Annotated in this window: 19 protein-coding genes; 5 read left to right on the top strand and 14 right to left on the bottom strand. The window is 53.3% G+C overall.

Annotation, left to right across the window (positions count from 1 at the left end):
• Positions 1 to 298: 298 nt before the first annotated feature.
• Together JR346_RS03240 and galU are read right to left on the bottom strand one after the other, a co-directional pair.
• Positions 299 to 1165 carry a hypothetical protein gene (locus JR346_RS03240; RefSeq protein WP_205483171.1) on the bottom strand — a complete coding sequence of 289 codons (867 nt, stop codon included), beginning with the start codon at positions 1163 to 1165 and terminating at the stop codon, positions 299 to 301.
• A gap of 164 nt (positions 1166 to 1329) precedes the next feature.
• Positions 1330 to 2235 (bottom strand): UTP--glucose-1-phosphate uridylyltransferase GalU, encoded by a 906-nt coding sequence (gene galU / locus JR346_RS03235; RefSeq protein ID WP_205483169.1) that lies wholly within the window; start codon positions 2233 to 2235, stop codon positions 1330 to 1332.
• Positions 2236 to 2294: 59 nt separating this feature from the next.
• On the opposite strand from galU, the gene JR346_RS03230 reads away from it, so the two are divergent.
• A complete protein-coding gene (locus tag JR346_RS03230) occupies positions 2295 to 2912 on the top strand; it encodes a 5-formyltetrahydrofolate cyclo-ligase (protein WP_205483167.1) in 618 nt (205 codons plus the stop codon).
• Positions 2913 to 3000: 88 nt separating this feature from the next.
• Positions 3001 to 3195 (top strand): FmdB family zinc ribbon protein, encoded by a 195-nt coding sequence (locus JR346_RS03225; RefSeq protein WP_204877128.1) that lies wholly within the window; start codon positions 3001 to 3003, stop codon positions 3193 to 3195.
• Positions 3196 to 3304: 109 nt separating this feature from the next.
• Here JR346_RS03225 and JR346_RS03220 read toward each other — a convergent pair whose 3' ends face one another.
• From JR346_RS03220 to JR346_RS03200, 5 genes are all read right to left on the bottom strand, one after another.
• Positions 3305 to 3508 carry a hypothetical protein gene (locus JR346_RS03220; protein WP_204877129.1) on the bottom strand — a complete coding sequence of 68 codons (204 nt, stop codon included), beginning with the start codon at positions 3506 to 3508 and terminating at the stop codon, positions 3305 to 3307.
• Entirely contained in the window at positions 3505 to 7347 is a 3843-nt protein-coding gene (locus JR346_RS03215) for a DNA helicase (protein WP_205483165.1), read from the bottom strand. Before JR346_RS03215 ends, JR346_RS03220 begins: the two co-directional genes overlap by 4 nt.
• A gap of 83 nt (positions 7348 to 7430) precedes the next feature.
• Positions 7431 to 7895 carry a hypothetical protein gene (locus JR346_RS03210; protein WP_205483163.1) on the bottom strand — a complete coding sequence of 155 codons (465 nt, stop codon included), beginning with the start codon at positions 7893 to 7895 and terminating at the stop codon, positions 7431 to 7433.
• Between the two features lie 4 nt (positions 7896 to 7899).
• On the bottom strand, positions 7900 to 8658 hold the full coding sequence (locus tag JR346_RS03205) for a MurR/RpiR family transcriptional regulator (protein ID WP_204877224.1): 759 nt from the start codon (positions 8656 to 8658) through the stop codon (positions 7900 to 7902).
• Positions 8659 to 8760: 102 nt separating this feature from the next.
• A complete protein-coding gene (locus tag JR346_RS03200; RefSeq protein ID WP_205483161.1) occupies positions 8761 to 10389 on the bottom strand; it encodes an alpha-glucoside-specific PTS transporter subunit IIBC in 1629 nt (542 codons plus the stop codon).
• Between the two features lie 268 nt (positions 10390 to 10657).
• Between JR346_RS03200 and JR346_RS03195 the strand changes: the two genes are divergently transcribed.
• From JR346_RS03195 to JR346_RS03185, 3 genes are read left to right on the top strand one after another with little or no spacing between them, the layout of a single operon-like run.
• Positions 10658 to 11503: an endonuclease/exonuclease/phosphatase family protein gene (locus JR346_RS03195; RefSeq protein ID WP_204877133.1), complete on the top strand. Its 846-nt coding sequence runs from the start codon at positions 10658 to 10660 to the stop codon at positions 11501 to 11503.
• A gap of 39 nt (positions 11504 to 11542) precedes the next feature.
• Positions 11543 to 13258: an alpha-glucosidase gene (locus JR346_RS03190; RefSeq protein ID WP_205483159.1), complete on the top strand. Its 1716-nt coding sequence runs from the start codon at positions 11543 to 11545 to the stop codon at positions 13256 to 13258.
• Positions 13259 to 13285: 27 nt separating this feature from the next.
• On the top strand, positions 13286 to 15088 hold the full coding sequence (locus JR346_RS03185) for an alpha-glucosidase (protein ID WP_205483156.1): 1803 nt from the start codon (positions 13286 to 13288) through the stop codon (positions 15086 to 15088).
• 463 nt (positions 15089 to 15551) lie between these two features.
• Here the strand turns inward: JR346_RS03185 and guaA are convergent, their stop codons facing one another.
• The 7 genes from guaA to groL all read right to left on the bottom strand — a co-directional run bounded on the left by guaA (position 15552) and on the right by groL (position 25595).
• The gene (gene guaA, locus JR346_RS03180) at positions 15552 to 17144 is read right to left on the bottom strand and encodes a glutamine-hydrolyzing GMP synthase (RefSeq protein ID WP_205483154.1); all 1593 of its coding nucleotides are present in this window, start codon (positions 17142 to 17144) and stop codon (positions 15552 to 15554) included.
• 123 nt (positions 17145 to 17267) lie between these two features.
• A complete protein-coding gene (locus JR346_RS03175; protein WP_204877137.1) occupies positions 17268 to 17822 on the bottom strand; it encodes a DUF3817 domain-containing protein in 555 nt (184 codons plus the stop codon).
• Between the two features lie 23 nt (positions 17823 to 17845).
• The gene (locus JR346_RS03170) at positions 17846 to 18820 is read right to left on the bottom strand and encodes an SURF1 family protein (protein ID WP_205483152.1); all 975 of its coding nucleotides are present in this window, start codon (positions 18818 to 18820) and stop codon (positions 17846 to 17848) included.
• Between the two features lie 108 nt (positions 18821 to 18928).
• Positions 18929 to 20056 carry a GuaB3 family IMP dehydrogenase-related protein gene (locus JR346_RS03165; RefSeq protein ID WP_204877139.1) on the bottom strand — a complete coding sequence of 376 codons (1128 nt, stop codon included), beginning with the start codon at positions 20054 to 20056 and terminating at the stop codon, positions 18929 to 18931.
• Between the two features lie 89 nt (positions 20057 to 20145).
• Positions 20146 to 21663, bottom strand: a complete 1518-nt coding sequence (gene guaB, locus JR346_RS03160) for an IMP dehydrogenase (RefSeq protein WP_204877140.1) — start codon at positions 21661 to 21663, stop codon at positions 20146 to 20148.
• Between the two features lie 139 nt (positions 21664 to 21802).
• A complete protein-coding gene (locus JR346_RS03155) occupies positions 21803 to 23845 on the bottom strand; it encodes an acyltransferase family protein (protein ID WP_205483151.1) in 2043 nt (680 codons plus the stop codon).
• Between the two features lie 154 nt (positions 23846 to 23999).
• Positions 24000 to 25595 carry a chaperonin GroEL gene (groL, locus tag JR346_RS03150; protein ID WP_205483149.1) on the bottom strand — a complete coding sequence of 532 codons (1596 nt, stop codon included), beginning with the start codon at positions 25593 to 25595 and terminating at the stop codon, positions 24000 to 24002.
• Between the last annotated feature and the right edge of the window lie 37 nt (positions 25596 to 25632).

The raw sequence follows: 25632 nt of genomic DNA, 5'->3' as shown, positions 1-25632 counted from the left end.
GTTGACAGGTGCCGTGGGGCACGTTGGGGCGGGCAGACAGCGATAGATGAAGGCTTACCTAAGTAAAAGATTAGGTTTTTCAAACTTTTTCTCTGTTGAGACTATACAAGAGGCACAGAATTAGGTTATATTTTTATTACCAAATAGTTCAGCTTGTGGGAAGTTTGAGCTAGACGGTATGAGGAAACTTTTTTCTTCTGCGTGTGTGATGCCAAGGGCCAGAACCCCCAACAACGGAGTTCTGGCCCTTATCTTTTACTTTACCCCCCCCCAAAAAAAATGTATAAGAGAGGTTCTCTTACGCTCGGCGGCGGTTCAATACCTGATCCAAATCAATGCTCTTGCTGCCGCGCGCTGCCGCCTCAACAACGGTCTTCGACTCAGCATGCACAGGAGCCGGTGCCTGCAACGGTTCAACAGTTCTTTCTGCATACACCACCTCAGCCTCCAAATAGGTGGGAACAGGCACCTCAACCGGAGTCCATGTATTAGCAGCAGGCACCTCAAAACTACGGTGCGCCTCGTAGCGTGCAGGTGCATCATTGGGCCCCAACACCTCAGGTTCAACGGCAGCGGCATCCACCCTGCGATGTTCAACCGGGCGGTGAGTACGCGCACGACGCAGATTTTTAGCCGCTGAGGCTACAGCAGCCGGGCGGTAGACCCGCTCAGTCTCGTAAGGAGCTGCCATCTCAACAGGATTTTCCTCGTGAGCGACTGCCTCTGCTACCGTAAGATTCATCGAGCGCGGACGCGCGTCCCCGCGCTCTGCGAAAGAGACAGACTTCTTCTTCATATCTGCCACTGCCAGTGCTCGTAGGGTAGCTAATCCAGTAAAGCTAAAGCCACCCAAGAGCAGGGGCACCCACCAGCTAACAGCGGTAAACGGTGTGGCAAGGGCGGTAAGCAAAGCCAACAGCAGGCAGATTGCTGCGGCAACAAAAATCGCAGTGCGACCTTTTTTGAGAATGAAAGACTGAGCCGGATTTTCGTCAGCGACTAGAGGGTGGGAGGGGTTTTCTTCTTGCCCGTCAATGACGTCAGAAGCAAACTTTTCAGCGTTAATAGCCTCAAAAAGCGGGGTTTTAAAGCGCGATTGAGAAAACCAGATAATGACACCGGCGATGATTACGAGAAGACTCGATGCGCCAACCACAGAAGTCATATCAGACCCCACCCCTTTTAAACTCTTGCGAACACCCCCGCTGGGTGTTTCTATCACTTTACCGAAATTACACATGTGTGACTAATCAAGTGTGTCATAAAAAATCGGTGGAGCGACACATAGTCACCCCACCGATCTCTTCAGCTTCTGACGTTCTTTATTTTCTAAAGTTCAGCAGCGAATTCTTTAACCCAGGCACGCAAATCAGGGCCCAGGTCTTCGCGTTCTGCAGCGAGAATAATGTTCGCCTTGAGGTAGCTGAGCTTGTCGCCGGTATCAAAACGACGACCCTTGAAGACAACACCGTAAACGCCTTCACCTTCGCTCTCGCCCTTAGCAAGAGTCTGCAGGGCGTCGGTGAGCTGAATTTCACCGCCACGACCGGGAGCGGTGTTTTCAAGAACCTCAAAAACCTGAGGTGCCAATACATAGCGTCCGATTACGGCGTAGTTTGAGGGTGCTTCTTCTACGGCAGGCTTTTCAACAAGTTCTGAGACCTTAAAGAAGTTTTCGCCCTCAATCTGAGAAATCGCAGCACAACCGTATGCTGAAATCTGGTCTTCGGGAACTTCCATCAGCGCAATGACAGAGCCACCGGTCTTCTGCTGCACAGCAACCATCTCTGACAGCAGGTCATCTTTTTCATCAATGAGATCATCACCCAGCAGCACGGCAAAAGGCTCGTTGCCCACGTGTACCTTAGCGCGCAAAACAGCATGCCCCAAGCCCTTGGGATCGCCCTGGCGCACGTAGTGGATTTCGCCCAAATCATTGGTATCACGCACCGAACGCAGCAGCTTATCTTTGCCTTGGTCTTCAAGCTGTTCCTCAAGAGTGGGAACGCGGTCGAAGTGATCCTCAAGGGCTCGCTTGTTGCGTCCGGTAATCATGAGTACATCGGTCAGACCGGCGTCTACGGCTTCCTGCACCACATACTGAATAGCAGGACGGTCAACAACAGGCAACATTTCCTTAGGGGTCGCCTTGGTTGCGGGAAGAAAACGGGTGCCCAAACCAGCAGCAGGAATTACTGCTTTAGTGATAGCACGCGATACATTAGTTTCAGTCATAACTTAAAGGATAACTGATAATGCGAAGTATTTCGCTGATGATATAGCGGGGGCTGGTTATGCCACATTTATCGAGTGCCTCACACAATAAATCTTTGTTGAGGTTTCATATTCGTCAGAATCGCGTACGTCAGCACCGTCTTTTGCAGGGATCGCAAGTTGCTCAGGGGCTCTTGGCATCCGGTGTACCGCTGATCGAAGGTCTAGCCCCAAGCTCAGTGCTTGCAGCTTTTCTTCCGCTGAACACAGAACCGCCAATACTCCCCCTCCTGCACACAGCGTACGCCACAGGGCTCCAAGTGATTGTGCCGGTGGTTAAAGCTCAGCGCCAATTAGCGTGGGTAGAGTGGACGCCTCAGGGCACAACCTCCACGAACTCACTGGGAATAGCAGAACCAACCGGCAAAGACCTGGGGGCAGAAGCATTCCTTCAGGCTGATCTTCGCCTCATTCCGGCACTAGCTGTAGCGTCTGACGGCGCGCGTTTGGGTCAGGGCGGCGGCTTTTATGACCTGCTGACGCAGCCCCTGAGCACCCCGGCGCGAGCACGCACCTACGCCGTTATTTTTGATCATGAGTTGCTGGACGCTCTCCCCGCAGAATCTCATGATTTCAGGGCACAGGCTGTGCTAACTCCCAGTGGAGTACACAAGCTGACGTCTTCTCCTCTGTCTTAGGCGCCGTCCCCTCCGGTTCCCGCGGCGCGGTATGATATTTTCAGAAAATTTTACGTCTGAGCACTACATCGCGAAAGAAGTTTTACCTATGCCGGTATATGTTTATCAATGCAAAAACTGCGAATATATTTTTGAACAGCACCAGTCTTTCTCTGAAGATGCCCTCAAGACCTGCCCGGAATGCGACCAGGATCAGTTGCGTAAAAAATTCGGCAACGTAGGCGTTGTTTTTAAGGGGTCAGGCTTCTACGCTAACGACTCGAAAAAATCAGCGGACTCCTAAAATTTCGCTGTTTATTGCAGCCTCTCATCGCGGCAGCAAAAACTCCGGTGGTTCTCACCCTGTCAGGGTGAGAACCACCGGAGTTTTTCGTGGTTAGGTAATTTTTAGTTTATAAGCCGTAGTGCGGAGGTTTCTGGGCTTTCATCCATTCATCCCGTTGTGCATCCTGTGATTGCTCCACGGGGGTAGCAGATGGAGTCAGTCCTGCAAGGCGGGGTTCTGAACCACCGACAGCGCTACCGCCGGTGGCTCGCCTATTGCCGCGCCGGGCACGCGGGGTAGACGAGTACTCTGGCTCTTTTCTCTCGGTCATGATGCCTTGTGCTCCCCCATCCCCAGGTAGGTGCTCATACGCTCCACTACAGCCTCAGGATCCGAGAACACTTCGATGGTCCACAGGGTCAGATAGTTCCACCCGGTGCGTGCCAGACGCTCAGGCAGAAGGCGGGTACGTTCACGCACCGATAAGTCAGCCCAAGAGTCTGCCCCATCAGAGGAAACAGCAAGGGGAATACGCATACTTGCCCCGTCGTGGAGCATAGCGCGGGCACGCGGGCTGCGCATGGCACCAGCAGAGAGGGACTCTCCCTCAGCGGTGACAACCAAAGAAATATCGTTATTTTCAGAAGAGTGAACGCGAGCCCCGCGCTCTTTAAGACGGCGCACCAAATCGTTGAGTAGCCAGTCTCCCATATCGGTTGCCTCAATTGCATCGTTCGTCAAGAACTCATTGGCTGGCAGCTTGTCGGTAATCTGCGCACCGAAAGCCATTTCGGTATCAGCTTCTTGTTGGCGTGAGTACTCCTGGATCAAACGGTATATATCGAGTGCGCCCCCTTTGAGCAGAGCCGGGTTCATATCGTCCAGGCTCAGGCTGGTGATGATGCGGGTTTCGTGGCGGGCACGAGTCATCGCTGTTACAAAATGCTTGCCACCGTGTGCCTCCGAGAATTCCCCGAGAGAGTGGACCTCCGGTTTATGCGGAGCGCGCCCGAACCCCAGCGCCACAAAAACAACATCGCGTTCAATAGTTTCGGCGCGGGCAACATTGACAACGCGGAAAGGTTCTTTACCGGGGGCAAAGAACCCAGCTGCCTGCGGGTAGCTTTCCAACGCTCGACGCACGAAATCAGCAATACGCTGGGCATGACGCGCGGTAGAGGCAATGACCGCCAGCGACTGGTGGGGACGCTTGATGGCATGCTCAATGACGCGCCACCCCACCTGCTCCACCTCAACGGAGGGGGAATCCATGCTGGCGTTATCGCTCATACGCCCCTCAAGGCTCACGTATTCCACGCTGAGCCCCGCGACGCTCTCGGTGATTTCTTCACCCCAGGGGTAGTGGATGAGCTGACCGTTGTAGTAGTGCTCATTCAAGTAGCTAAAGAGAGCGGGGTCTATGGCACGGTTGACGATGGCGAGCGAGCGCTGAGGAACGATCTTTGCTAGCACATCGATGGTGGATTCCAAATTGTCATCAACGTCCATCACTGCGTTGTGGGCAACTGCTGACACCATGAAGGGTACAGGGCGACCGCTCACCGAGTCGCCGAAGGCAATGACCTGGTCTGCGCGAGTAATCGCTGGTAGGTTAGCTGCCAGCGGGGTCGATTCAGCGTCCAAGAGAATCACCGTGTCAAAGCGTTGATGGGCAGGAATCTTGCGGCTGATAGCAAAGGGCGAAGAAACCCACAGAGGGTAGAGAGTAGTGGCTAGGTGCGGGGCGTGGGTGAGAATCTCATAAAGGCTAAACTCGTGGGCACGCAGGTGAGATTTAAGGTATGCAGCTTCATCGGCGTACTCGCTGATCGCTTTTTGCCACTGCATCGCCAAGCGGTGTAGCAAGCGTGCAGGGGTGGACGCGATATGACGGTAGTCTGCACGGCGGAAGCGAGCTTCGAGTTCTCTTAGCTGGTTGCCGTCAAGAATTTCAATTTCTTGCGAAGCGATCATCATTTCCAGAGCAGTCTGCCACCAGGCAAGCTCTAGTTCAGCGGGTGCGTGTTCAGCGGGAATTTGACGCTCGCGTAAGTCATCCAGCAGCTCGCCGAGGCCCTGTTCTGTGAGTGAACGAATCAAGCCATCGCGCTCAGGCAGGGTGTGCAACAGGTATTCGTCATCGATGAGGTGACTCAAGCGTTTGAGTATATCTGCCGCCGGTGCGGTAATAAAATCATTGCCCTGAGGGCTGTTTTCGAGAACGAGTTCGAGACCGGTAAATTCGGCACGCAACTCATCATGATGAGCGCGCAATTCGTCAAGGTTTGCCGGTGGTACAGGAAGGCTGCCCTCTGCTGCCCAGGTAATCCACTCTTCGCGCTGGCTTTGCACCACAACCAGCGCATCGTGAATATCGCCCAGGTGTACGCCGGGGCGAATGTATTCCTTGGCAGCTTTACGCAGGCGTGAGCGTTGCATGGTGCTCATCTCGATGCCGCGTTCGCGTCGCCAGCTACCCGAGGCGGTCGCAGCGATTAAATCGGTCACCGGGCGTTCGAAGATATCACCCGTGAACTCTTTGAGAGTTTCGCGGATTCGTTCTAGCAAACCCAACTGTTCATTCCACTGCTCAAGGCTGTTGCCGGTTCGCATACCAGTTTCGTTGCCCATCAGGCTCATGGCGGCACGAAGGTTGGTCATAGATTCGTGCAGCGATTTCACCAGCTCATGAGCAGCTTGGCTTTCCTGGGTGTCTACGAGGGTGGCTTGATGCCAAGGCGAAAATTGGGTGGACGAGCGGTAGCCTGCCAGTTCGCCCAACCGCACGAGCTGTCGGGTGGTAGCGGAGCGGTCGGTGAGCGCGTCCATGACATCACGGTTGAAACGAACGTGAGTTGAAGGAGCAGGCTGCTGTGCAGTCAGCGCCGCCAGGGTCTGCATCGCATCAAAGGGTGAGCAGCCCCATCGTGACTCTGTGTATTTCAAAGCGTTAAGGTGCTCAGCGAGCTGGTTGCGGGTGGTTTCAAGCTCAGCGTACACCTCAGAATAATCAGGTTCAACAGCGTTCTCATTGCGTACAATTGCTTGAATGAGTAGCTGACGGGTTTCTTCGCTCTCTCTATCTTTGAGCACGTCAAAAACGGTATCGCCCAGACCCAGCGCTGCGGTTTGCGCGGCAATAGTGCGTAGAGTAGAGCTCTTCTCCCCTACAATCAGCACCGATTTATTCTGGCTCATCAGAGTAGAGGCAATATTAAGGGCCGTGCGAATGTCGTCGGTACCGGGTGCCGAGGTGATAGCCAAAGAATGACCGCTGGAAGCTAAATCTACAACCTCCTGGGCAGATGCATCTGCATCGGCAACTAAGAATTCATCGGCTACTGGACGTGTATCAATTGGGGGTAGCGGGTTCACCGCCACGGGCGCGTGTGAGGAGAGCTCGATGCCTGATTTGAGGGCAGCGAGATCACGCACAACTTTGGTGTGCGCTGTAGCAGGTAGGGCACCGGTGCTCTCTTTAAGATCGGCGAAGGTGGAGACCAGGTACTTCGACTCAATCATCATGCCGGGGATCTTCGCGGTGGATGAGCGCATACGGTCGATCACAGGCTCAGGGTCAAGGCGCGACATTGAGTTCGCCAGGGCAGCCACATCCATGCTGCTCAAATCAATGTTGTACTCTTTACGCAGCTGACGCACCAATGCCGGATTCAGTTTGGCGGCACCCGTCAAGCGCAACTCAAAATCATCGCCGCTTGTATGCGGGGTAATAGCCAAAGGTGCAAGCAAGATGGGGGCAATGAACCGTTTCTCGGTAGCCAACCGTTGGGCTGATCCGAGATCACGAGAAAGCCATGAGGCGGTGCCAGCCACAAAATAGCCGGCATCCAAACCGTGCTCTGTCTCAAGCTCAAAAATCTTAGCCCGCAAAACACGTGCCGCGCTCATCCCCGATTCCAAGAGGGACTTCTCACGCAAAATTGTTGAGAGGCGAGTTTTGCGCCCCATCATCAACTGCGCGACGCCAGAGGGGTTAGCATTCGACAAATCAATATGAACGTAATCAACCTGGTTGAAATCAAGCAGCGCGTCAGGCCCGGTGTACAGGTCCATCTGCTCAGCCCACCGCTCAAGACCGGCAGCGCTTTCTTCATTAAAACTATCTGCTGCGGTGTAGTCTTGTTGCTGATTCTGGGCGGATTCACTCACGTTCAAACAATCCTTCGTAGTACACGTCATCGCCCCTACAGGGCGCACTCTTTATGCCAATGGTGATATAAGAAAAGGAAAAACTAGCTGCCCGGCGTCATCTGGTTATAGCGGGCAATAAGGGTCAAGAGGGTAAGGACACCAATCAGCACCATACCTCCGACCAGCGCCCACCTCCATTGCGGAGCGAACTGCTCCGTGCGGTCTTCAAAGCGCAGAGAACGCACGAGGAAAAAAGCAACGAGCGCGGCGATAAGGTTGCCCACCAGAATCTGCTGAACCACGCTGAAAATACCAAAAAGTCGTACCGTTTGAGGGTTCTCGCTCTCAGCGACCTTCAGCATGACCGACTGAATCACAGACATACACGCCACTAAAAATGAAAGAGCAATAGCAGGGTGCTGCAGAGTTTCACTGAAGCTCTGTCCCACCGTCATTGACTGTGTATAGGCAAAAAGCACAAAACCAGCGGCGCTGAGCATCCACACCCAAAAAAGCACAGTTCTCAGGCGCGATGAATTTTCTAAAAAGTTATAAATAGCGTTCATGGAGTTATAAATCTTGATCAATCAAGTCAATATAGCGGCGTACCACGTAATCCAATAGTACGTTGAGACCAATAAAGGAATGAAAGGGGGTGCGTTGCATGGGGATAGGACGCGGGGTCGCGGCGTATCGCAGACTGAAGTTCGCTACCGAAGACATATAGTTCATGCCAAATGCGGTCACCACAATCATGGGAATCTTCCGCAATGACAGTAAGTTAACCGTCTCTCGAATCTGCTCTGTATTGCCCGAAAGCGAAACAATGATGACAAGGTCTTCGGCGGTCATCACGTGAGCACTGCCGGCAAACTCATTGTGAGCCGGGATCACGTGCGTAAAGCGTCCGCACGAGAGCATAGATTTAGCAAATTCTTGCACCGCGTTGCGCTGGGCATAGCCGGTGCCGTAGCAGTAAAGACTGCGAGCTTGTCGGATTTTCTCAAGTGCCGGGGCTAAATCGTATCCCTCAAGGAATTCAAAAGTCTTGGCAATGTCATCTTTTGCTGACTCCACAAAGTTTTCAGGAGAGCCTACCGGCTTATTCAACGACGACTTGATGAAATATTTGAGCTCCGCAAACCCCGTAAAATCCAGCTTTTTAGTCAGCCGAATAATACTCGACGTAGAAGTAAAGGTTCGGTGGGCAAGAGATGAAATAGTAGCCTCACTGACGAACTCCTCGTTCTCCAGCATGAAAGCGAGGATATCGCGCTCCGTCTCACTAAAACGGTGCTGATGGGCATTGACGATGTCCTGCAAATCCAACAAAAGCTCCCGGTGTCTTACGATGCTACCTATTCTTTCGATAGTACAGCATATAAGCTAACCGGGAGCTTTGTTCATTCACTCAAAAAGTGAAGTGAACGTTTACTTGTTGGAGTTAACCATCTCTTCGAAACGGTCACGAACCTGAGGAACGTCCATACCGACGATAACCTGCAAAGCCTTACCCTTGTTGACCAAGCCAAGAGCGCCAGCACCCTTGAAGTCAGTCTCAGAAGCAACGAGCTCGGGGTTATCAACAGATACACGCAAACGGGTTGCGCAGTTGTTCACCGAGGTGATGTTCTGAGCGCCACCGAGCAAAGCCAAGAAGTCAGTTGCACGCTGGTTGTAGGGATCCTTGGAATCAACTGCGGTAGCAGTTGAGCCTGCAGCGGCTGCGCCCAGGGTGCCTGCCTTCTTTGCTTCCTTGTACTCGGCTTTGGTGTAGAGCTTGGTTTCGCCGCCCTCAGCTTCACGACCGGGGGTCTTGAAGTCGAACTTGAGGATCAAGAAGCGGAAGACTACGAAGTAAATCAGGGTGAAGATTAGACCGATGACGATCTGCGAGATGTAGGTACCTGAGTGGTTACCCCACAGCGGAATCCAGTTCTGGAACAGGAAGTCGATCAGACCGCCACCCATGTTGCCGCGCAGACCGAAGACGTACATGACTGACGCCATGCTTGCCGCCAGAACAGCGTGTACTGCGAACAGCGGGGGTGCCAGGAACAGGAAGGTGAATTCCAGGGGCTCGGTGATACCGATCAAGATTGCGGTCAAGCAGACAGGAATCAGCAGAGCGAGGGTCTCTTTACGCTTTTCAGGACGCGCGGTGGTGTAGAACGCCGCGGCGATACCCAGCGGTGCGAAGACCTTTGAGTTACCGTGCAGACCGAAGCCACCTGCGGGGAACTGCTCTGAGAGGGGAGCTGCTGACTGAGCGATCTGGGGCAGAGCTGCAACCCAGTCTTTGGTGACGCCGTTAGGAGTAACAGCGGGGCCGAAGACGAAGGGGGTGTAGATGAAGTGGTGCAGACCGGTGGGAATCAGGATGCGTTCCAGGAAGACGTAGAGCCAGATACCGAAAACGCCTGAGCCCATGAACAGACCCTGCAGTGAGCCGATGCCGGTCTGGATGGTGGGCCATACCAGGCAGAAGAACAGAGCAACGGGCATCATCAAGAAGAAGCCAAGACCGTAAACGAACTGGGTGCCCTGGAAGATGCCCAAGAAGTCGGGGAGCTTGGTGTTGAAGAAGCGGTTATGCAACCACACAACAATAGCGGAGATGATGATTGCACCGAAGATACCGGTGTCGAGGGTCTTGATACCAGCAATCATCTTCAAACCGGTGCCGGCAGCACCCTCTGAGAGGTCCTGCTCAAAGTCAATACCGAAGTTGGTACCCCAAATGCTCAAGATGGCGCCAACGAAGTAGTTGAAGGTCAGGTAGACCAGACCGGCTTCAAGAACCGCACGTGCCTGAGCCTGCTTAGCCAAAGCAATGGGCAGACCAAGAACGAACAGAAGTTCCATCTGGTTGAAAACAGTCCAAGCGCCGGACTCCCAGACAGACCAGAAGTTGTACCAACCGGTACCTTCAGCAGCGATGCTTCCGAGCAGCTGCTCATTTTTACAAATAATTGCGATACCGACGGCAAGACCGGCGAATGCAAAGATGAGGACGGGGGCAAGCATTGCCGAGCCGAACCTCTGGATTTTCTCCATCATGGCAGATTAATCCTCAATCGAAAGAGACAAGTAACGAAGAAGAGAATACATGGTATCTGAGTGTTTAACACCACGCCACGATGGTTTTGGCAATAGTTTCAACGTTTGACACATCAGTAACAGAAACCGGCAAAAGTTCTTTCGATATATTTACGACTTAAAGCGGGATGGCACGTCGCTCGTCCATAAGATGAAACCGATGGCTTTTGTGCCAAGCAGAATCAACTATCACCACTATTTATTCAAAAGCGCAGGCTGACTCAAAACCATGAAAATTCTGACTCTCAATACCCACAGCTGGGTGGAGCTGCACCAGATTCCCAAGATTAAGACATTGGCGAAGTTCATCATTGATGAAGATATTGATGTTGTTGCTTTGCAAGAAGTCAATCAGCACCAGGAGACTCTCGCCATCAGCGCTGATGAATACTATCTCTCGGCTACTGAGCGAGCGGTTCACCACGATAATTTTGGTCTTCTCCTCGCGCATTTTCTCAAAGACTTAGGTAGGCCCTACTACTGGTCGTGGGTAGATGCACACGAGGCGTGGAACGCTTACGATGAGGGCGTTGCCGTATTCAGCAAGGTTAAACCTCGTCAGGTTGCACCCATCGTGATGGATGATTCTTACGATTACAGCCAGGTTTGGCGACGCACTGCCCTTGCCCTAGAGATACCTCACGCTGACGGCAGTTTTTGGGTGGCGAGCACCCATATGAACTGGTGGTTCATCGAAGATAAGTATCTCTTTGCCTCAGATTTTGCATCACTTGATTCTCAGTTGAGGCAGCTGGCAGGCAAAGCTCCAGTGATTCTCGCTGGTGACTTCAACAATGATCCTGAGACTCCTGAGGAAGGCTATGCTGAGGTGATTTCACGCCAGTGGCACGATACCTACCCCCTTGCAAAGGCACGCGAGGGCGAATACACCGTCCACAAAAAAATCGCTGGTTGGGAAACAGCGACCAAAGCGATGCGGATTGACTTCATCTTCACCGATCAGCCCCTACAGGTTGATTATCACCGGGTAGTTTTTGCCGATAACAGCCCCGAGGCAATTTCAGATCACTCCGGTGTTCTGGTGGACTTCGACCCCCAACAGCTCTTTAACTAAACAAACTTTTACCAATCCAACGAGAGAAAGCGAAATACCGTGTCTGTATCAACTCAGTGGTGGCAAGAACCTGTTATCTACCAGATCTACCCTCGTTCTTTTCAGGATTCTAACGGTGACGGCGTCGGCGACATCCCCGGTATCACCACCCGCATGCCTTACTTAGCCAACCTCGGCATTGATGCTATCTGGCTCTCACCCGTCTACAAATCCCCCAATGATGATAACGGCTACGATATTTCGGATTACCGCGACATTATGGATGAGTTCGGCACCATGGCAGACTTTGATGAGATGCTGAAGGTAGCCACCGAGCACAACATCAAAATCGTAATGGATCTGGTAGTCAACCACACCTCAGACGAACACGAATGGTTTGTGCAGTCCCGTTCATCAAAAGACAACCCCTACCGCGACTACTACATCTGGAAGGACGCGGTTGGTTTCGAAGAAGATGGCACCCCGATTCCGCCCACTAACTGGGTTGCAGCTTTCTCCCCTTCAGCTTGGGAATGGGACGAAACCACCGAGCAGTTCTACCTACATCTTTTCTCCAAGAAGCAGCCCGATCTGAACTGGGAGAACCCCAAGGTACGCGAAGAAGTCTACGATCTTATGCGTTTCTGGCTCGATAAGGGTGTGGCGGGCTTCCGTATGGACGTCATTAACCTCATCTCCAAAGACCAGTCATACCCTGATGATCCGGCGGTAGCCGCTGGTGCTAAAACAGACTCGCTGGTGATGGCTGCTAACGGTCCGCGCGTCCACGAATTCCTCAACGAAATGTACCGTGAGGTACTGAGCCACTACCCCATTATCACTGTCGGTGAGACTCCTTTCGTTACCACCGCCGACGGTCTGCTCTACACCGGTTTTGACCGCGACGAGTTGCAGACCCTCTTTCAGTTCGAGCATATGGGCGTAGACTCCAACCCCGATGCGAAACTGGGCAAGTGGAATGACACCCGCTTTGAGCTGGTGGATCTCAAACGCATCCTCTCCAAGTGGCAGGACGACCTTTCGGGCAAAGCCTGGAACGCCCTGTACTGGAACAACCACGACCAGCCCCGCGCTGTCTCTCGATTCGGTAGCGATTCCCCCGAGCACCGCGTCCGCTCGGCAAAGATGTTGGGTACTACCTTGCACTTTATGCAGGGCACCCCCTACATCTACCAGGGTGAAGAGCTGGGCATGACCAATGTTTTCTTTGATGACATCAAGGACTACAACGACCTTGAAATCCACGACTCCTACGAAAAACTCGTGGGGTCGGGCGCTGTTAGCCACGACGATATGATGCGTTATATCTCGGCATCAGGGCGAGATAATGCCCGTACTCCCATGCAGTGGGATACCACCGAGAACGCCGGGTTCACCACTGGCAGCCCCTGGCTCAAGCTCAATCCGCGCTACACCGAAATCAACGCCAAAGAAGCGTTGGCAGATGAGAACTCGGTGTTCTACCACTACAAGAAACTCATCGAGCTGCGCCACGCGCACCCCATCGTGGTCAATGGCACTTACAAGCTACTTGATGCTGATGACAACCAGGTTTACGCCTACCTTCGTTACGGTCAGGGTGAATCTGAGGGGCAGGTACTGCTCGTTATCAGCAACTTTACCGATGCAGAACTCGAACGCGACTACGGTTACGACCTCACCGAGACCCAACTACTGATCAGCAACTACGAGGACGCTCCCGCCGGCAACACCTTGCGTCCCTACGAATCCGTAGTGTTCGCGTTCAAGGCATAAACCCTACCTTCATCTCCGGGGCAGTGTATGAGACCCTGCCCCGGAGACTTCTTATTTTCTGCTTTTAGCTCTTACTCTCTTCTTCGAAAGGAAGACCCCGTGGCTCACACTTCAAACGCAGGTAAACAGTGGTGGAAAGAAGCAGTCGTCTACCAAATCTGGCCCCGCTCATTCCAGGATTCAAATGGCGATGGCATCGGTGATATCCCCGGCATCACCTCCCGCATTCCTTACCTCGCGGAACTCGGCATCAACGTCATTTGGCTCTCCCCCGTTTTCGGCTCACCGAACGACGATATGGGCTACGATATCAGCGACTACCACGCCATCATGACCGAATTCGGCACCATGAACGACTTCGATCGCTTGCTCACCACCGCTCATGACAACGGCATTAAGATCCTCATGGACATGGTTGCCAACCACACCTCAGACGAACACGAATGGTTTGTGCAGTCCCGTTCATCCAAAGACAACCCCTACCGCGATTTCTACTACTGGCGCGATTCTTCAGGCACCGATGAGAACGGTAATCCGCTGCCTCCCAATAACTGGGGCTCAGAATTCGGCGGACGAGCCTGGGAATACGATGAAACCACCGACCAGTGGTACCTGCACATGTTCTCCAAAAAGCAGCCAGACCTCAACTGGGAGAACCCAAAGGTACGCGAAGCTATCTACGAGATGACCCGCTGGTGGTTAGATAAGGGCATCGACGGATTCCGCCTGGACGCCATCAACATCATCTCCAAGCCCGAGGGTCTACCCGATGACCCCTCCGTAGACCCCGCCAAGCACAGCTCGTCCATTCCCTTTGTGATCGAAAACGGTACCAGGGTACACGAATGGATGCACGAAATGAACCGCGAAGCCTTCTCGCACTATGACTGCATGACTGTTGGCGAGATGAGTGCAACCCCACCCGCCGAAGCCATCCAGTACGCAGGTTTCGAATCTGATGAGCTGCACATGATCTTCCACTTCGAGCACATGGGCGTAGACTCAGACCCCGAAGCTGGCATGGGCAAATGGTCCCTACAAAAATTCGATCTGCGCGAGCTCAAAGAAATTCTCAATTCATGGCAAACTGAGCTCGCAGGCAAAGCGTGGGGTTCGCTCTACTGGAACAATCATGACCAGCCCCGCGTTGTTTCCCGCTTCGGCAACGATGCCGAAGAATACCGTGAGCTCTCCGCCAAGATGCTTGCCACCGTCCTTCACTTCATGCAGGGCACCCCCTACATTTACCAGGGCGAAGAAATCGGCATGACCAATGTACAGTTCGATAGCATCGAGGACTACAAAGACCTTGATTCTATCAACTTCTACCACGACATGGTGACCGAGCAGGGCACTCTCACTCACGAGCAAGCCATGGAACTTATCTACGCCAAGGGACGCGATAACGCACGCACACCTGTTCAGTGGGATTCAACAGAATACGCAGGATTTTCCACCATTGAGCCCTGGATCGGTCTTAACGATAACTACCCCACTGTCAACGCAGCCGATGCCCAAGACCGCGAAAACTCGGTCTTTGCTTACTATCAGCAGCTCATCAAGCTCCGCCGCGGTGAACTCAAAGAGCATATGGTCTACGGCACCTTCGTCCCCCTCGATACAGAGGACGCCGATGTCTACGCCTACGAACGTCACGCGGACAACGGCGAAAAGCTACTTATTATCGCTAACTTCACCGACCAGGAACAAGAGCGAACCTACGAGCTCGCAGCGCACAACCCCCAGCTGGTCATCAGCAACTACTCAGATGATGCCCACCAAACGCTGCGCCCCTATGAGGCGAAGGTTTATAAAGTCCTTAGCAACTAACAACCACCATTACGCGCAAAAACCTTGGTAAACCCGCAAAAACCACCTAAAATAAGATGACTCGTAGTAGGGGACTTCCCTAACTCGTACCACGAGCAGCTTTACGGTGAAATCCCCATGACTACCGTAAAGCAACCATCCGGTGTGAATGTATGAGAAGACACTCATAAAAAGGATGCCAAAGGCCTCGCCCCTTCACTAGGAGCGAGGCCTTACGGTTTTCCCCTACTCAGAAGTGACCATCAGAAGTAGGGGGTGACCGCCAAAAGTAATGCTGACCGTACATCTAGCGGTCAGCATTACTTTTGGCGGTCACCAATAGATAACTAGACCGACAGAATCAGAAAAACTGAACAAAACAAAAGGAGTCGGCTCACGCCGACCCCCTTCTAGCCTCGCCGCTTCGCTGTGCTCGGCATCAATAAAAGCAATTTTTGTTTCGGCCACTGGCCGAAAATTGCTTTTATTCCCATTCAATCGTTCCCGGCGGCTTCGACGTCACATCCAAAACCACACGGTTAACTTCACGAACCTCATTCGTAATACGATTCGAAATCTTCGCCAGCACATCGTACGGCATACGCGTCCAGTCCGCCGTCATCGCATCCTCAGACGACACCGGACGCAACACAATCGGATGACCATACGTACGACCATCACCCTGCACACCCACCGAACGAACATCAGCCAACAACACCACAGGGCACTGCCAAATCTCTTCATCCAAGCCAGCAGCAGTCAGCTCCTCACGAGCAACCGCATCCGCCGCACGCAAAATATCAAGGCGCTCACGAGTCACCTCACCAATAATGCGAATACCCAAACCGGGGCCAGGGAACGGCTGACGCGCCACAATCTTCTCAGGCACACCAAGCTCACGACCAATCGCACGCACCTCATCCTTGAAAAGGGTACGCAACGGCTCCACCAGCTCAAAAGTCATATCCTCAGGCAAACCACCCACATTGTGGTGAGACTTGATATTAGCGGCGCCCTCACCGCCACCCGACTCAACAACATCCGGGTACAAAGTACCCTGAACCAAGAACTTAATATCGCCGCCGTCCTCTGAAGCCTCCTCAATCAGCTTGCGTTGAGCAGACTCAAAAGAACGAATAAACTCGCGACCAATCGCCTTACGCTTAGTCTCAGGATCAGTGGTGCCAGCCAAAGCGTCCAAGAAACGCTCCGACTCATCAATGGTCACAATCTTAATGCCCATAGTCGATGCGTAATCATTCTCAACCTGCTCACGTTCACCCTCACGCAACAAACCATGATCAATGAAGAAGCAGGTCAGCTGATCACCCACAGCCTTATGAACCAGCGCAGCAGCAACAGAAGAATCAACGCCGCCCGAAAGAGCACAAATAACGCGGTCACTACCAACCTGCTCGCGAATCTTCGCGACCTGTTCCTCAATGATGTTGCCCGTTGACCAGGACTTCTCCAAACCAGCCACGTTGAACAAGAAGTTCTCTAAAGCAACCTGACCGTAATCAGAGTGCTTCACCTCAGGGTGCCACTGCACGCCACCGAACTTACGCTCGGTATTAACGAACGCCGCAACCTGAGCACCGGGGGTCTGTGCCAACACGGTGAAGCCTTCAGGTGCCTCAGTTACAGAGTCACCGTGTGACATCCACACGTTCTGAGTCTGCGGGGTACCCGTCAAGAACGACGAATCGGCAGCGCACAAAGTCGCATCAGTTGCGCCAAACTCACTCAAACCAGTCTGTGCAACGGTGCCGCCCAAAGTATGAGCCATCACCTGAAACCCGTAGCAAATGCCGAAGACAGGAATACCTGCCTCAAACAGAGCAATATCACCAGAAGGAGCGCCCTCAGCATAAACCGATGAGGGGCCACCCGAGAGAATCACAGCAGCCGGGTTTTTAGCCAGCATCTTCTCGGTAGACATGGTGTGAGGAACGATTTCGGAGTAAACTCCGGCTTCACGGACGCGGCGAGCAATCAGCTGCGCGTACTGTGCACCGTAGTCAACAACAAGTACCGGGCGCTCTTTGAGCTCAACGGTATTTTCTGCGTTGGTCACTTGTTTTGCCTTAGTGTCAATGAGTTGCGTTCAAGCGTTACAACCGCTCAAACATGGATAAAACAATTCTAAGCTACAACACCACAAGATGCAGTAACCGCAAGCTACCAGGAGTCGAGGCTCCTAGTAGCGTTTAAGCGCCTGCGGATTAGCTTCCACTAAGGCAAGAGTTTCCTGGTGAATCTTTTTCTCCACGATGAAAGAGAGGAAGGGCACCACACCGCCCAGAGCCATCACAATCAGCTGAGCAATACCCCAGCGCATCAGCAACCACAGACGCAGGCACGACAACAGATAAATCACGTAGAACCAACCATGAATAATCAGAATCCACGTTGAGATGTTCAGACCGCCCGTCAAGTTACCGGTCTCAAGGTTCAGCCAACCCAAGGCGACAGTCTCGCCAGTGGCAGCATCCGTAGCACCTGCTACCAGGTCATAACCGAAAACGTAACGAGAAATCATCTCAGCTACCAGAAGCAACAAGAAAGTGCCCGAAATCCAAGCGCACCACTTATAGAAAGTCAGCGCCGACCTAATCTGCGACTCGGTACCGCCAAACTTCTTTCGCACCGTAAAACCGCCGCGTCCGTTACTGACTCCGCCTTCGCCAAGAGTTACTTTTTTACCGTCGGTACGTTCAACGGGACCAACCGGTTTTTGATGATCTGCTACCACCTATGGCTCACTTTCTGCTAGTTTTATGCTCGATAATGCGGGTTAGAAACACCCAAAGACGTTGAGGTTGTTACACCTGGTACCTCATCAAAGAAATAATATTTTTGATCCGCGGGGTCCCAGTAATAGTAGCGACCGCTCTCTTCATCTTTGAAATATTCGCCGTCGTACTCAAAATATTGGGCGGGATCTTCCTGTTTCTCTACGGAATCTTTGAGCATACGCCACCATAGATAAAGAGCAAAGCCTGCAAAAACTATCCACTCCAGAGAGTAAAAGATATTGAGCCAATTGAAGCTGGCATCTTCAACCTGGTGCGGTTTAACAGGGCGGACATTCTCGTGAGCACCTATAATCGTGGCGTCCGCTACGATAGTTCCCTCATCGGTCAGTAGAAGTTCTTCGCCCTGCGGCACCTCAGTGGCAGCGGTAAGAATAGAAGAGTAAAGGGGCACCTGCCACAAATTACTAAGGTAGGCAGTCGCTACAGACCCCAGGACGCGCTCCCCCTCACCCTCCAGAGAATTTGAACGTACGGGGGCTTCATTGGGTACTACGCGCCCTGCCACAGTAATCTTTCCTACAGGCTCAGCAGGTACATCATCCGCCGTCGCAACCCAGGCACGGGCAACAGCAATGCTACGCGTAGCGCTGGAGGTAGCCAGCTCAACTTGCTGACCGTCCTCGGGCACAAACTGGCTCACCACCCAATACCCGCGCTGATCCCCGTCATAATGATTGGCTACTAAATACGAAGACCCTGGCACGTAGCTACCTGTTGCCTTCACCACGGTATCTGATTCTCGCGCAATCAACGGAGCATTCGCTTTCATCACCTCCGTGTAAGCGCGCACCCTATCTTTATCAGGGTCAGCGTACACACGGTTAGAAATCGATGCGTTGAGCTGCCAAGCAGAAAGCATGACGAACGCGGTCACGAGCGCAAGAACTAACGCCAAGAAACCGAGCCAGCGCGGGGTAAGAGCCTGTTTTATCACCTTTCTACCCTATCGCTTTTTTAAGGAAAAAATCCCCGCCTACTGTTGAGAGCTCAACTATAGTAAGCGGGGAATTTTCTTCAAACGGGGTATTTACAGCCAGGTTCCCTAAGCGGTGTACGGGGTCAGCGTAACCTCTGAACGCTGGAATGATTTCAGGTCAGTGTAGCCGCAGGTTGCCATAGCACGCTTAAGCCCGCCCACGATGTTCGAAGTACCATCGACGTGGTGAGAAGGACCGTAGAGAACTTCTTGTAGGGGACCAACAGTGCCCAAAGGAGTACGGATGCCGCGAGGGTACTCGGGGCTGTGTGCCTCATTGCCCCAGTACAAGCCCTTGCCCGGTGCCTCTTCAGCACGCGCCAGGGGAGCACCAATCATCACAGCGTCAGCGCCAAGAGCCAAAGCCTTGACCATATCGCCTGAGCGACCCAAACCGCCATCAGCAATCACATGAACATAGCGTCCGCCTGATTCATCCAAGTAGTCTGAACGCGCAGCAGCAACATCAGAAATAGCAGTTGCCATCGCCGCGTGAATGCCCAGGCCGCGGCGGGTAGTTATAGCAGAACCGCCGCCAAAACCAACCAGGACGCCCGCAGCGCCAGTACGCATCAGGTGCATCGCCGGAGTGTAGCCCGCAACGCCACCAACGATCACCGGCACATCGAGCTCGTAAATGAACTTCTTGAGATCTAGCGGTTCGCGGTTCTTCGACACGTGCTGAGCAGAAACGGTAGTGCCACGAATAACAAAGATATCGACGCCGGCTTTGAGCACGGTCTCGTAGTGTTCCTGAATGTTCTGCGGGGTCAGCGAACCGGCAACAATCACGCCAGCATCACGCATCTCTTCTAAACGAGCGCTAATAAGCTCAGGCTTTATGGGCTCATCGTAAATCTGCTGCATCCGAGAGGTCGCCACCGTGGAATCTTCAGAGGAGATAGCTGTAATCTCATCCAGCAGAGGCTGGGGGTCTTCGTAGCGAGTCCACAGACCCTCCAGGTTCAACACTCCCAAACCGCCAAGCTCACCCAGAGCTATAGCGGTTGCCGGTGACATCACCGAGTCCATAGGAGCACCCAAAATCGGGGTGTCGAATTTGAAAGCATCAATCTGCCAAGAGGTATCGACATCTGACGCATCACGGGTACGACGGCTAGGCACCAGAGCAATATCGTCCAGTGAGTAAGTGCGGCGGGCACGTTTTGACATGCCAATTTGAATATCGCTCACGCGGTTTTCCTTTCTGACCTCAATACTGCCCCGCTCACCGCCACGCCTATACGAGCAGCGGGCGGGCGCACAAAGTGAGGGCTACTGCCTTAACGGCGGTAGTTGGGAGCTTCGACGGTCATCATGATATCGTGCGGGTGTGATTCTTTCAGACCCGCAGGGGTAATACGAACGAACTTACCCTTGTACTTAAGTTCTTCAATATTGCGTGACCCCACGTAGAACATGGTCTGACGCAGACCACCCTCTAGCTGGTGCAACACTGCTGACAGCGGACCGCGATAGGGCACCTGACCTTCGATACCCTCAGGAATCAGCTTTTCTTCGCTTGAAACGTCAGCTTGAAAATAGCGATCCTTCGAGAAGGATTTGTTGCGACCGCGGGTCTGCATCGCACCCAAAGAACCCATTCCACGATAAGCCTTAAACTGCTTACCATCAACAAAAATCAAATCGCCGGGTGACTCTGCGGTGCCAGCCAACAAGGAACCGAGCATGACAACATCAGCACCGGCTACCAAAGCCTTGCCGATTTCGCCCGAGTGCTGCATACCGCCGTCCGCAATCAAGGGAACGCCCGCGGGAATAGCTGCCTTCGCGGACTCATTGATAGCAGTAATCTGAGGCACCCCCACACCTGCGATGATACGGGTGGTGCAAATTGAGCCAGGACCTACGCCAACCTTCACCGCATCTGCGCCAGCGTCGATAATCGCCTGGGCACTGGCACGGGTAGCTGCCTGACCACCAATCACATCAACGTGCGCAGCAGCTGGATCTTTCTTAAGGTGAGCAATCATATCGAGCACGCCCTGGGAATGGCCGTTAGCGGTATCCACAAACAAGGCATCTACACCAGCGTCAATCAAGGTCATCGCGCGCTCATAGCCATCACCGAAGAAGCCGATCGCTGCACCGGCACGTAGACGCCCCTCATCGTCCTTAGTGGCACGGGGGTACTGCTCAGTTTTGATGAAATCTTTGACGGTAATCAGACCGGTCAGCTTACCCTCATCATCAATCAGGGGCAGTTTCTCAATCTTGTTATCTGCCAAGAGCTTGAAAGCGTCTTCTTTGGGCATGCCCTCACGACCGGTAATCAGACCTTCGCGCGTCATAATGTCACGGACGAGGGTGGTTTCGTAATCAGTTTCGGTCAAGTAGCGAATATCGCGGTTGGTAATGATACCCACGAGCACGCCCTTGTCATCAACAACAGGCAGACCCGAGATACGGAAGTGACCACACAGCTGATCAAACTCCTCAATAGTGGCATCGGGGCCGATAGTCACGGGGTTGGTAATCATGCCCGATTCGCTGCGCTTAACGCGGTCAACGTGCATCGCCTGATCTTCAATAGAAAGGTTGCGGTGGATAACACCCATGCCGCCCAAACGCGCGATAGCAATCGCCATTTCTGAGTCAGTCACGGTGTCCATCGCCGCCGAAATAATCGGAGAATTCAGGGTAATGCGCTTTGACAGCTTAGTGGTGGTATCAGCGTCAGAAGGAATCACGTCGGTGTTGCCAGGAAGCAACAGAACATCGTCATAGGTGAGACCGGTAAAACCGAAGGGATCGTCAGCGAGAGCTGTGGGGGTGGTCATTGAACCTTGTACCTTTCAAAGGGGCACGCGCAGGAAAACCGGCACGATTACAGTCTTAGTCTCATCATACCGGGGCATGACCTTAGCTGCACTGTCTTGAGCTTCAGCGGGTGTGTTGAACTATCTGCCACCGACGACGCTAGAGGTGAGAAGCCCCCATGCCCAGCGCGGCAAGCAATCTAGTAGAAAAGATGCTGTGTGCCGAGTCGGTAAAAGTCTTGGTCAGATGCGAATCGTCTCTGTAGGTGTACACGTTGCCCACGGTGGATGGGCATTTCTGCTCGGGGCAAATAACATCTGTCATATCAACAGTAGAGAAATTATCGTACTGTTCAGCTAACGGTTGCAGAGGGTTCTCGCTGGCAGCAAGCTCAGAATCATACTCACACAAGCTATCTGTTCGAGTTTCGCAATCTGCGTGAGGTACCCAGAACCTAGGATTATCGCGCAAAGCAACCAGCTCAATACCCTGAGCCTGCACATGCTGAATGTACCCCTCAAGCTCGCTCGGCAGGTACTCCCCCGCGTTCTCGCGCACTGACACAGTGCCCACTGTCACCACCGCATCCGGTGCCTCACCATCAATAAAAGCCTTGGCTGGCCCAATCCACTCGTTGCAGCCAGGGTCGCCGGTATTAGCCGAGGGTTCAAACATGTAGCAGTCGTTGTACTGCAAAAAACGCAGGTTCCAGTGGTATTGCTGGGCAAGAGCGTGCAGGTTATCTATCCACTGCTCCATGTGGGAATTACCCACGGCAATCACAGTTTGGGTAGCTTCTTCCTCGGGGGTGTATATCTGGTGGCAGTTATTGGAATCAAGCCCATAGCTTTCGCTCACGGCAATATCGCAGCGAGTATCAATCAGCGGACGGTCGTCAAAACGCTGAACGGAGAGGGGCAGGTTACCGGGGTTTTCTGCTCCCCGGTAGGTGTATGTAACGTCAAAAATTTGAGCGCCCGGGTTATCTAACTCAGCTCGCGCCAGTAGCTGCTCGCTTACTCGATGGTTGTGCTGCGACCAAGCGCCCACAACACCGGTGACAACGCAACTTACCAAAGCAACAAAAGCCACCCCGCGGTAAGCAGTAGCGTTCAGCCACCTCCACTCCCGTATAGGGGTTTCAATAAGCCGTGTGAGCAGGTACGAGACGCCCAGCGATACCGCAAAGAGAGCAATGCCCGCCCGAAAACCAGCTTTTTCTAAGTTAGCGGTGTAGAGGTAGAACACCAGCAGAGGCCAATGCACCAGGTAAAGCCCGTACGAATAGTGAGCCAACCACAAAAGGGCGGGGTGAGAGAGAAAACGATCAGCGCCAAAGACGCTGTGGGTGTTGCCACCAACCATCACGAAGGCTGCGGCAAGAGTGGGCCACAGGGCATAAAATCCGGGAAACCTGCCCTCAACATCAAGCACCAGCGCGCAACTGATGATGGCTACAACCCCAACCCAGCCCATCACCAGACGTAACCATCGCGGTGCCGAAATGAAAGGAAGGGCAACCGCAACAAGCGAACCTAGAGCAAACTCCCACAAGCGCGCGTAAGTTGTGAAATAAGCAGCTTGCTGATCTGAACCGGTGAGTCCAACGGAATAAGCCAGAGAAACAGCAAAGATAATACCGAAAACTGTGAGAAGTAAAGGACGCACCGGCAACCGCAGATAGCGCACCAGCACCCAGCATCCTGCGAACGCCAGGGGCCAGAGAATAAAAATTTGCCCCTGCATCGATAGCGACCAGAAATGACGCAACGGCGAGGCTTCAGAAGAGTCAGCTGCGTAATAGTCCGTTAGGTTCTGAATATTCCACCAGTTATTGCGGTAGAAAATAGTAGCAACTGCTTCATCCATAATGCCGTTCCAACGGGGCTGCGGCAAGAATATCCAGGTTCCTGCCAGCACCAGCATCACAGTCACTGCCGCCAACGGCACAATACGAGTAAAGGTACGCACCCAGTAAGACAAGATAGCAGACACAAAAACAGGCTCACCGCGCTCCAACTTACGAGCAAAAGAACCCGTCATCAAAAAAGCCGAAATCAGCAGGAAAACATCCACACCCCCAGAAACCTTGCCAAACCAAAAATGGTAGGCGGCAACCAGAGTCAGTGCGAGCGCCCTGAGACCTTGAATTTCGGGGCGAAAAACTGTTTCAGTGGGTTTAGGTGTGGTCGGTGATGTCATCTACCTGAGTATCGCGAACTGTGGGTGAACAAAAAGCAACAGGTGTTAGGTTACTCCCTGTATCTGGAGTGCGTGGGCTACGACAATAGAAAACCCGCCCTTTGTGACTAAACACAAGGGGCGGGATTCTTATCGCTGGTGAAACAGTAGAAGCCTACTTTGAAGTGTTCTCTTCTGTTTCAGCGGGTTTCTCAACGACCAGTGTTTCGGTGGTGAGAACCAGCGCGGCGATAGAGGATGCGTTCTCAAGAGCTGAGCGGGTGACTTTCACGGGGTCAATCACACCGGCTGCGATGAGGTCGCCGTATTCGCCGGTCTTGGCGTTGAAGCCTGACCCCAGTGGCATCTCAGCGACCTTCGAGGTGACAACGTAGCCGTCATGACCTGCGTTTTCAGCGATCCAGCGCAGAGGCTGCACGAGGGCTCGACGTACGATGTCCACGCCGGTCTGTGCGTCCTTGGAGGAAAGCTCAAGACCGTCCAGTGCTTGGAGGGCGTGAACCAGCGCGGTACCGCCACCTGCTACGATGCCCTCTTCAAGAGCTGCACGGGTGGATGACACTGCGTCTTCGATGCGGTGCTTTCGTTCCTTAGCTTCGACCTCGGTTGCAGCGCCCACCTTAATGACGCCGACGCCACCGGCGAGCTTTGCCAGACGCTCTTTGAGCTTCTCCCGGTCCCACTCAGAATCTACGCGTTCTATTTCAGCACGGAGCTGGTCTACGCGCTCGGCAACGTCTTCAGAGGATCCGCCGCCTTCAACGATGGTGGTGTTGTTCTTGGTGACAGTGATACGGCGCGCTGAGCCCAGCTGTTCCATAGTCACTGCGTCCAGGGAGATACCGAGTTCGCCGGTAATGACGGTAGCACCGGTGAGAATCGCCAGATCCTGCATGATTGCCTTGCGGCGGTCACCAAAGCCGGGGGCTTTGAGAGCAACCACGTTGATGTTGCCGCGCAGCTTGTTAACCACCAAGGTTGACAGAGCTTCGCCCTCAACATCTTCAGCGATGATGGTCAAAGGCTTCTTAGCCTGAACGACCTTCTCAAGAACGGGCATCATCTCTGCAACGGTTGAGATTTTGCCCTGGTAAATCAAAACAGCGCTATCTTCAAGCACAGCTTCTGCACGCTCAGGGTCAGTGACGAATGAGGGTGACAGGTAGCCCTTATCGAACTGCATACCCTCGGTGACCTCAAGAGCGATCTCAGTGGTTGAGCCGTCTTCGATGGTGATAACACCGTCCTGACCAACCTTTGAGAAGGCCTCTGCCAGCAACTCACCGATTTCGGGTGATTGGGCAGAAATCGCCGCTACGTGGGCAACTTCGTCGCCCTCTACCGCACGAGCGTTCTCGAGCAGACGCGCAGATACAGCCTTCACAGCAGTTTCAATGCCGCGCTTGATTTCACCGGGTGCGGCACCTGAGGTCACGTTACGCAGCCCCTCAGTCACCAGCGCCTGTGCCAGCACAGTTGCGGTGGTGGTGCCATCACCGGCGACATCGTTGGTGCGGGTTGCTACCTCTTTAGCCAGCTGAGCACCCAGATTCTCGTAAGGGTTCTCCAACTCAATTTCGCGGGCGATAGAAACACCGTCATTGGTAATAATGGGAGCGCCCCACTGCTTATCAAGAACCACGTTACGACCGCGGGGGCCGAGGGTTACCTTGACAGCATTGGCGAGCTTATCGACGCCTGCCTGCAGATGCTTGCGGGCGTCATCATTGAATTCCAGCTGCTTTGCCATGAATTCTTATGCCTCCTTCACGAAGGAAATAGGTCAA

The organism is Rothia sp. ZJ932 (assembly GCF_016924835.1).
GTDB lineage: Bacteria > Actinomycetota > Actinomycetes > Actinomycetales > Micrococcaceae > Rothia.
Note: the sequence above shows the minus strand (reverse complement) of the source record. Positions and strands in the feature narration are given on the sequence as shown.

Coding starts and splice junctions, on each gene's coding strand:
- JR346_RS03220 (WP_204877129.1), bottom strand. CDS start 3,508: ATGACCGAGAGAAAAGAGCCAGAGTACTCGTCTACCCCGCGTGCCCGG.
- JR346_RS03240 (WP_205483171.1), bottom strand. CDS start 1,165: ATGACTTCTGTGGTTGGCGCATCGAGTCTTCTCGTAATCATCGCCGGT.
- guaB (WP_204877140.1), bottom strand. CDS start 21,663: ATGACCACCCCCACAGCTCTCGCTGACGATCCCTTCGGTTTTACCGGT.
- galU (WP_205483169.1), bottom strand. CDS start 2,235: ATGACTGAAACTAATGTATCGCGTGCTATCACTAAAGCAGTAATTCCT.
- JR346_RS03195 (WP_204877133.1), top strand. CDS start 10,658: ATGAAAATTCTGACTCTCAATACCCACAGCTGGGTGGAGCTGCACCAG.
- groL (WP_205483149.1), bottom strand. CDS start 25,595: ATGGCAAAGCAGCTGGAATTCAATGATGACGCCCGCAAGCATCTGCAG.
- JR346_RS03210 (WP_205483163.1), bottom strand. CDS start 7,895: ATGAACGCTATTTATAACTTTTTAGAAAATTCATCGCGCCTGAGAACT.
- JR346_RS03230 (WP_205483167.1), top strand. CDS start 2,295: ATGCCACATTTATCGAGTGCCTCACACAATAAATCTTTGTTGAGGTTT.
- JR346_RS03155 (WP_205483151.1), bottom strand. CDS start 23,845: ATGACATCACCGACCACACCTAAACCCACTGAAACAGTTTTTCGCCCC.
- JR346_RS03200 (WP_205483161.1), bottom strand. CDS start 10,389: ATGATGGAGAAAATCCAGAGGTTCGGCTCGGCAATGCTTGCCCCCGTC.
- JR346_RS03185 (WP_205483156.1), top strand. CDS start 13,286: ATGAGACCCTGCCCCGGAGACTTCTTATTTTCTGCTTTTAGCTCTTAC.
- JR346_RS03225 (WP_204877128.1), top strand. CDS start 3,001: ATGCCGGTATATGTTTATCAATGCAAAAACTGCGAATATATTTTTGAA.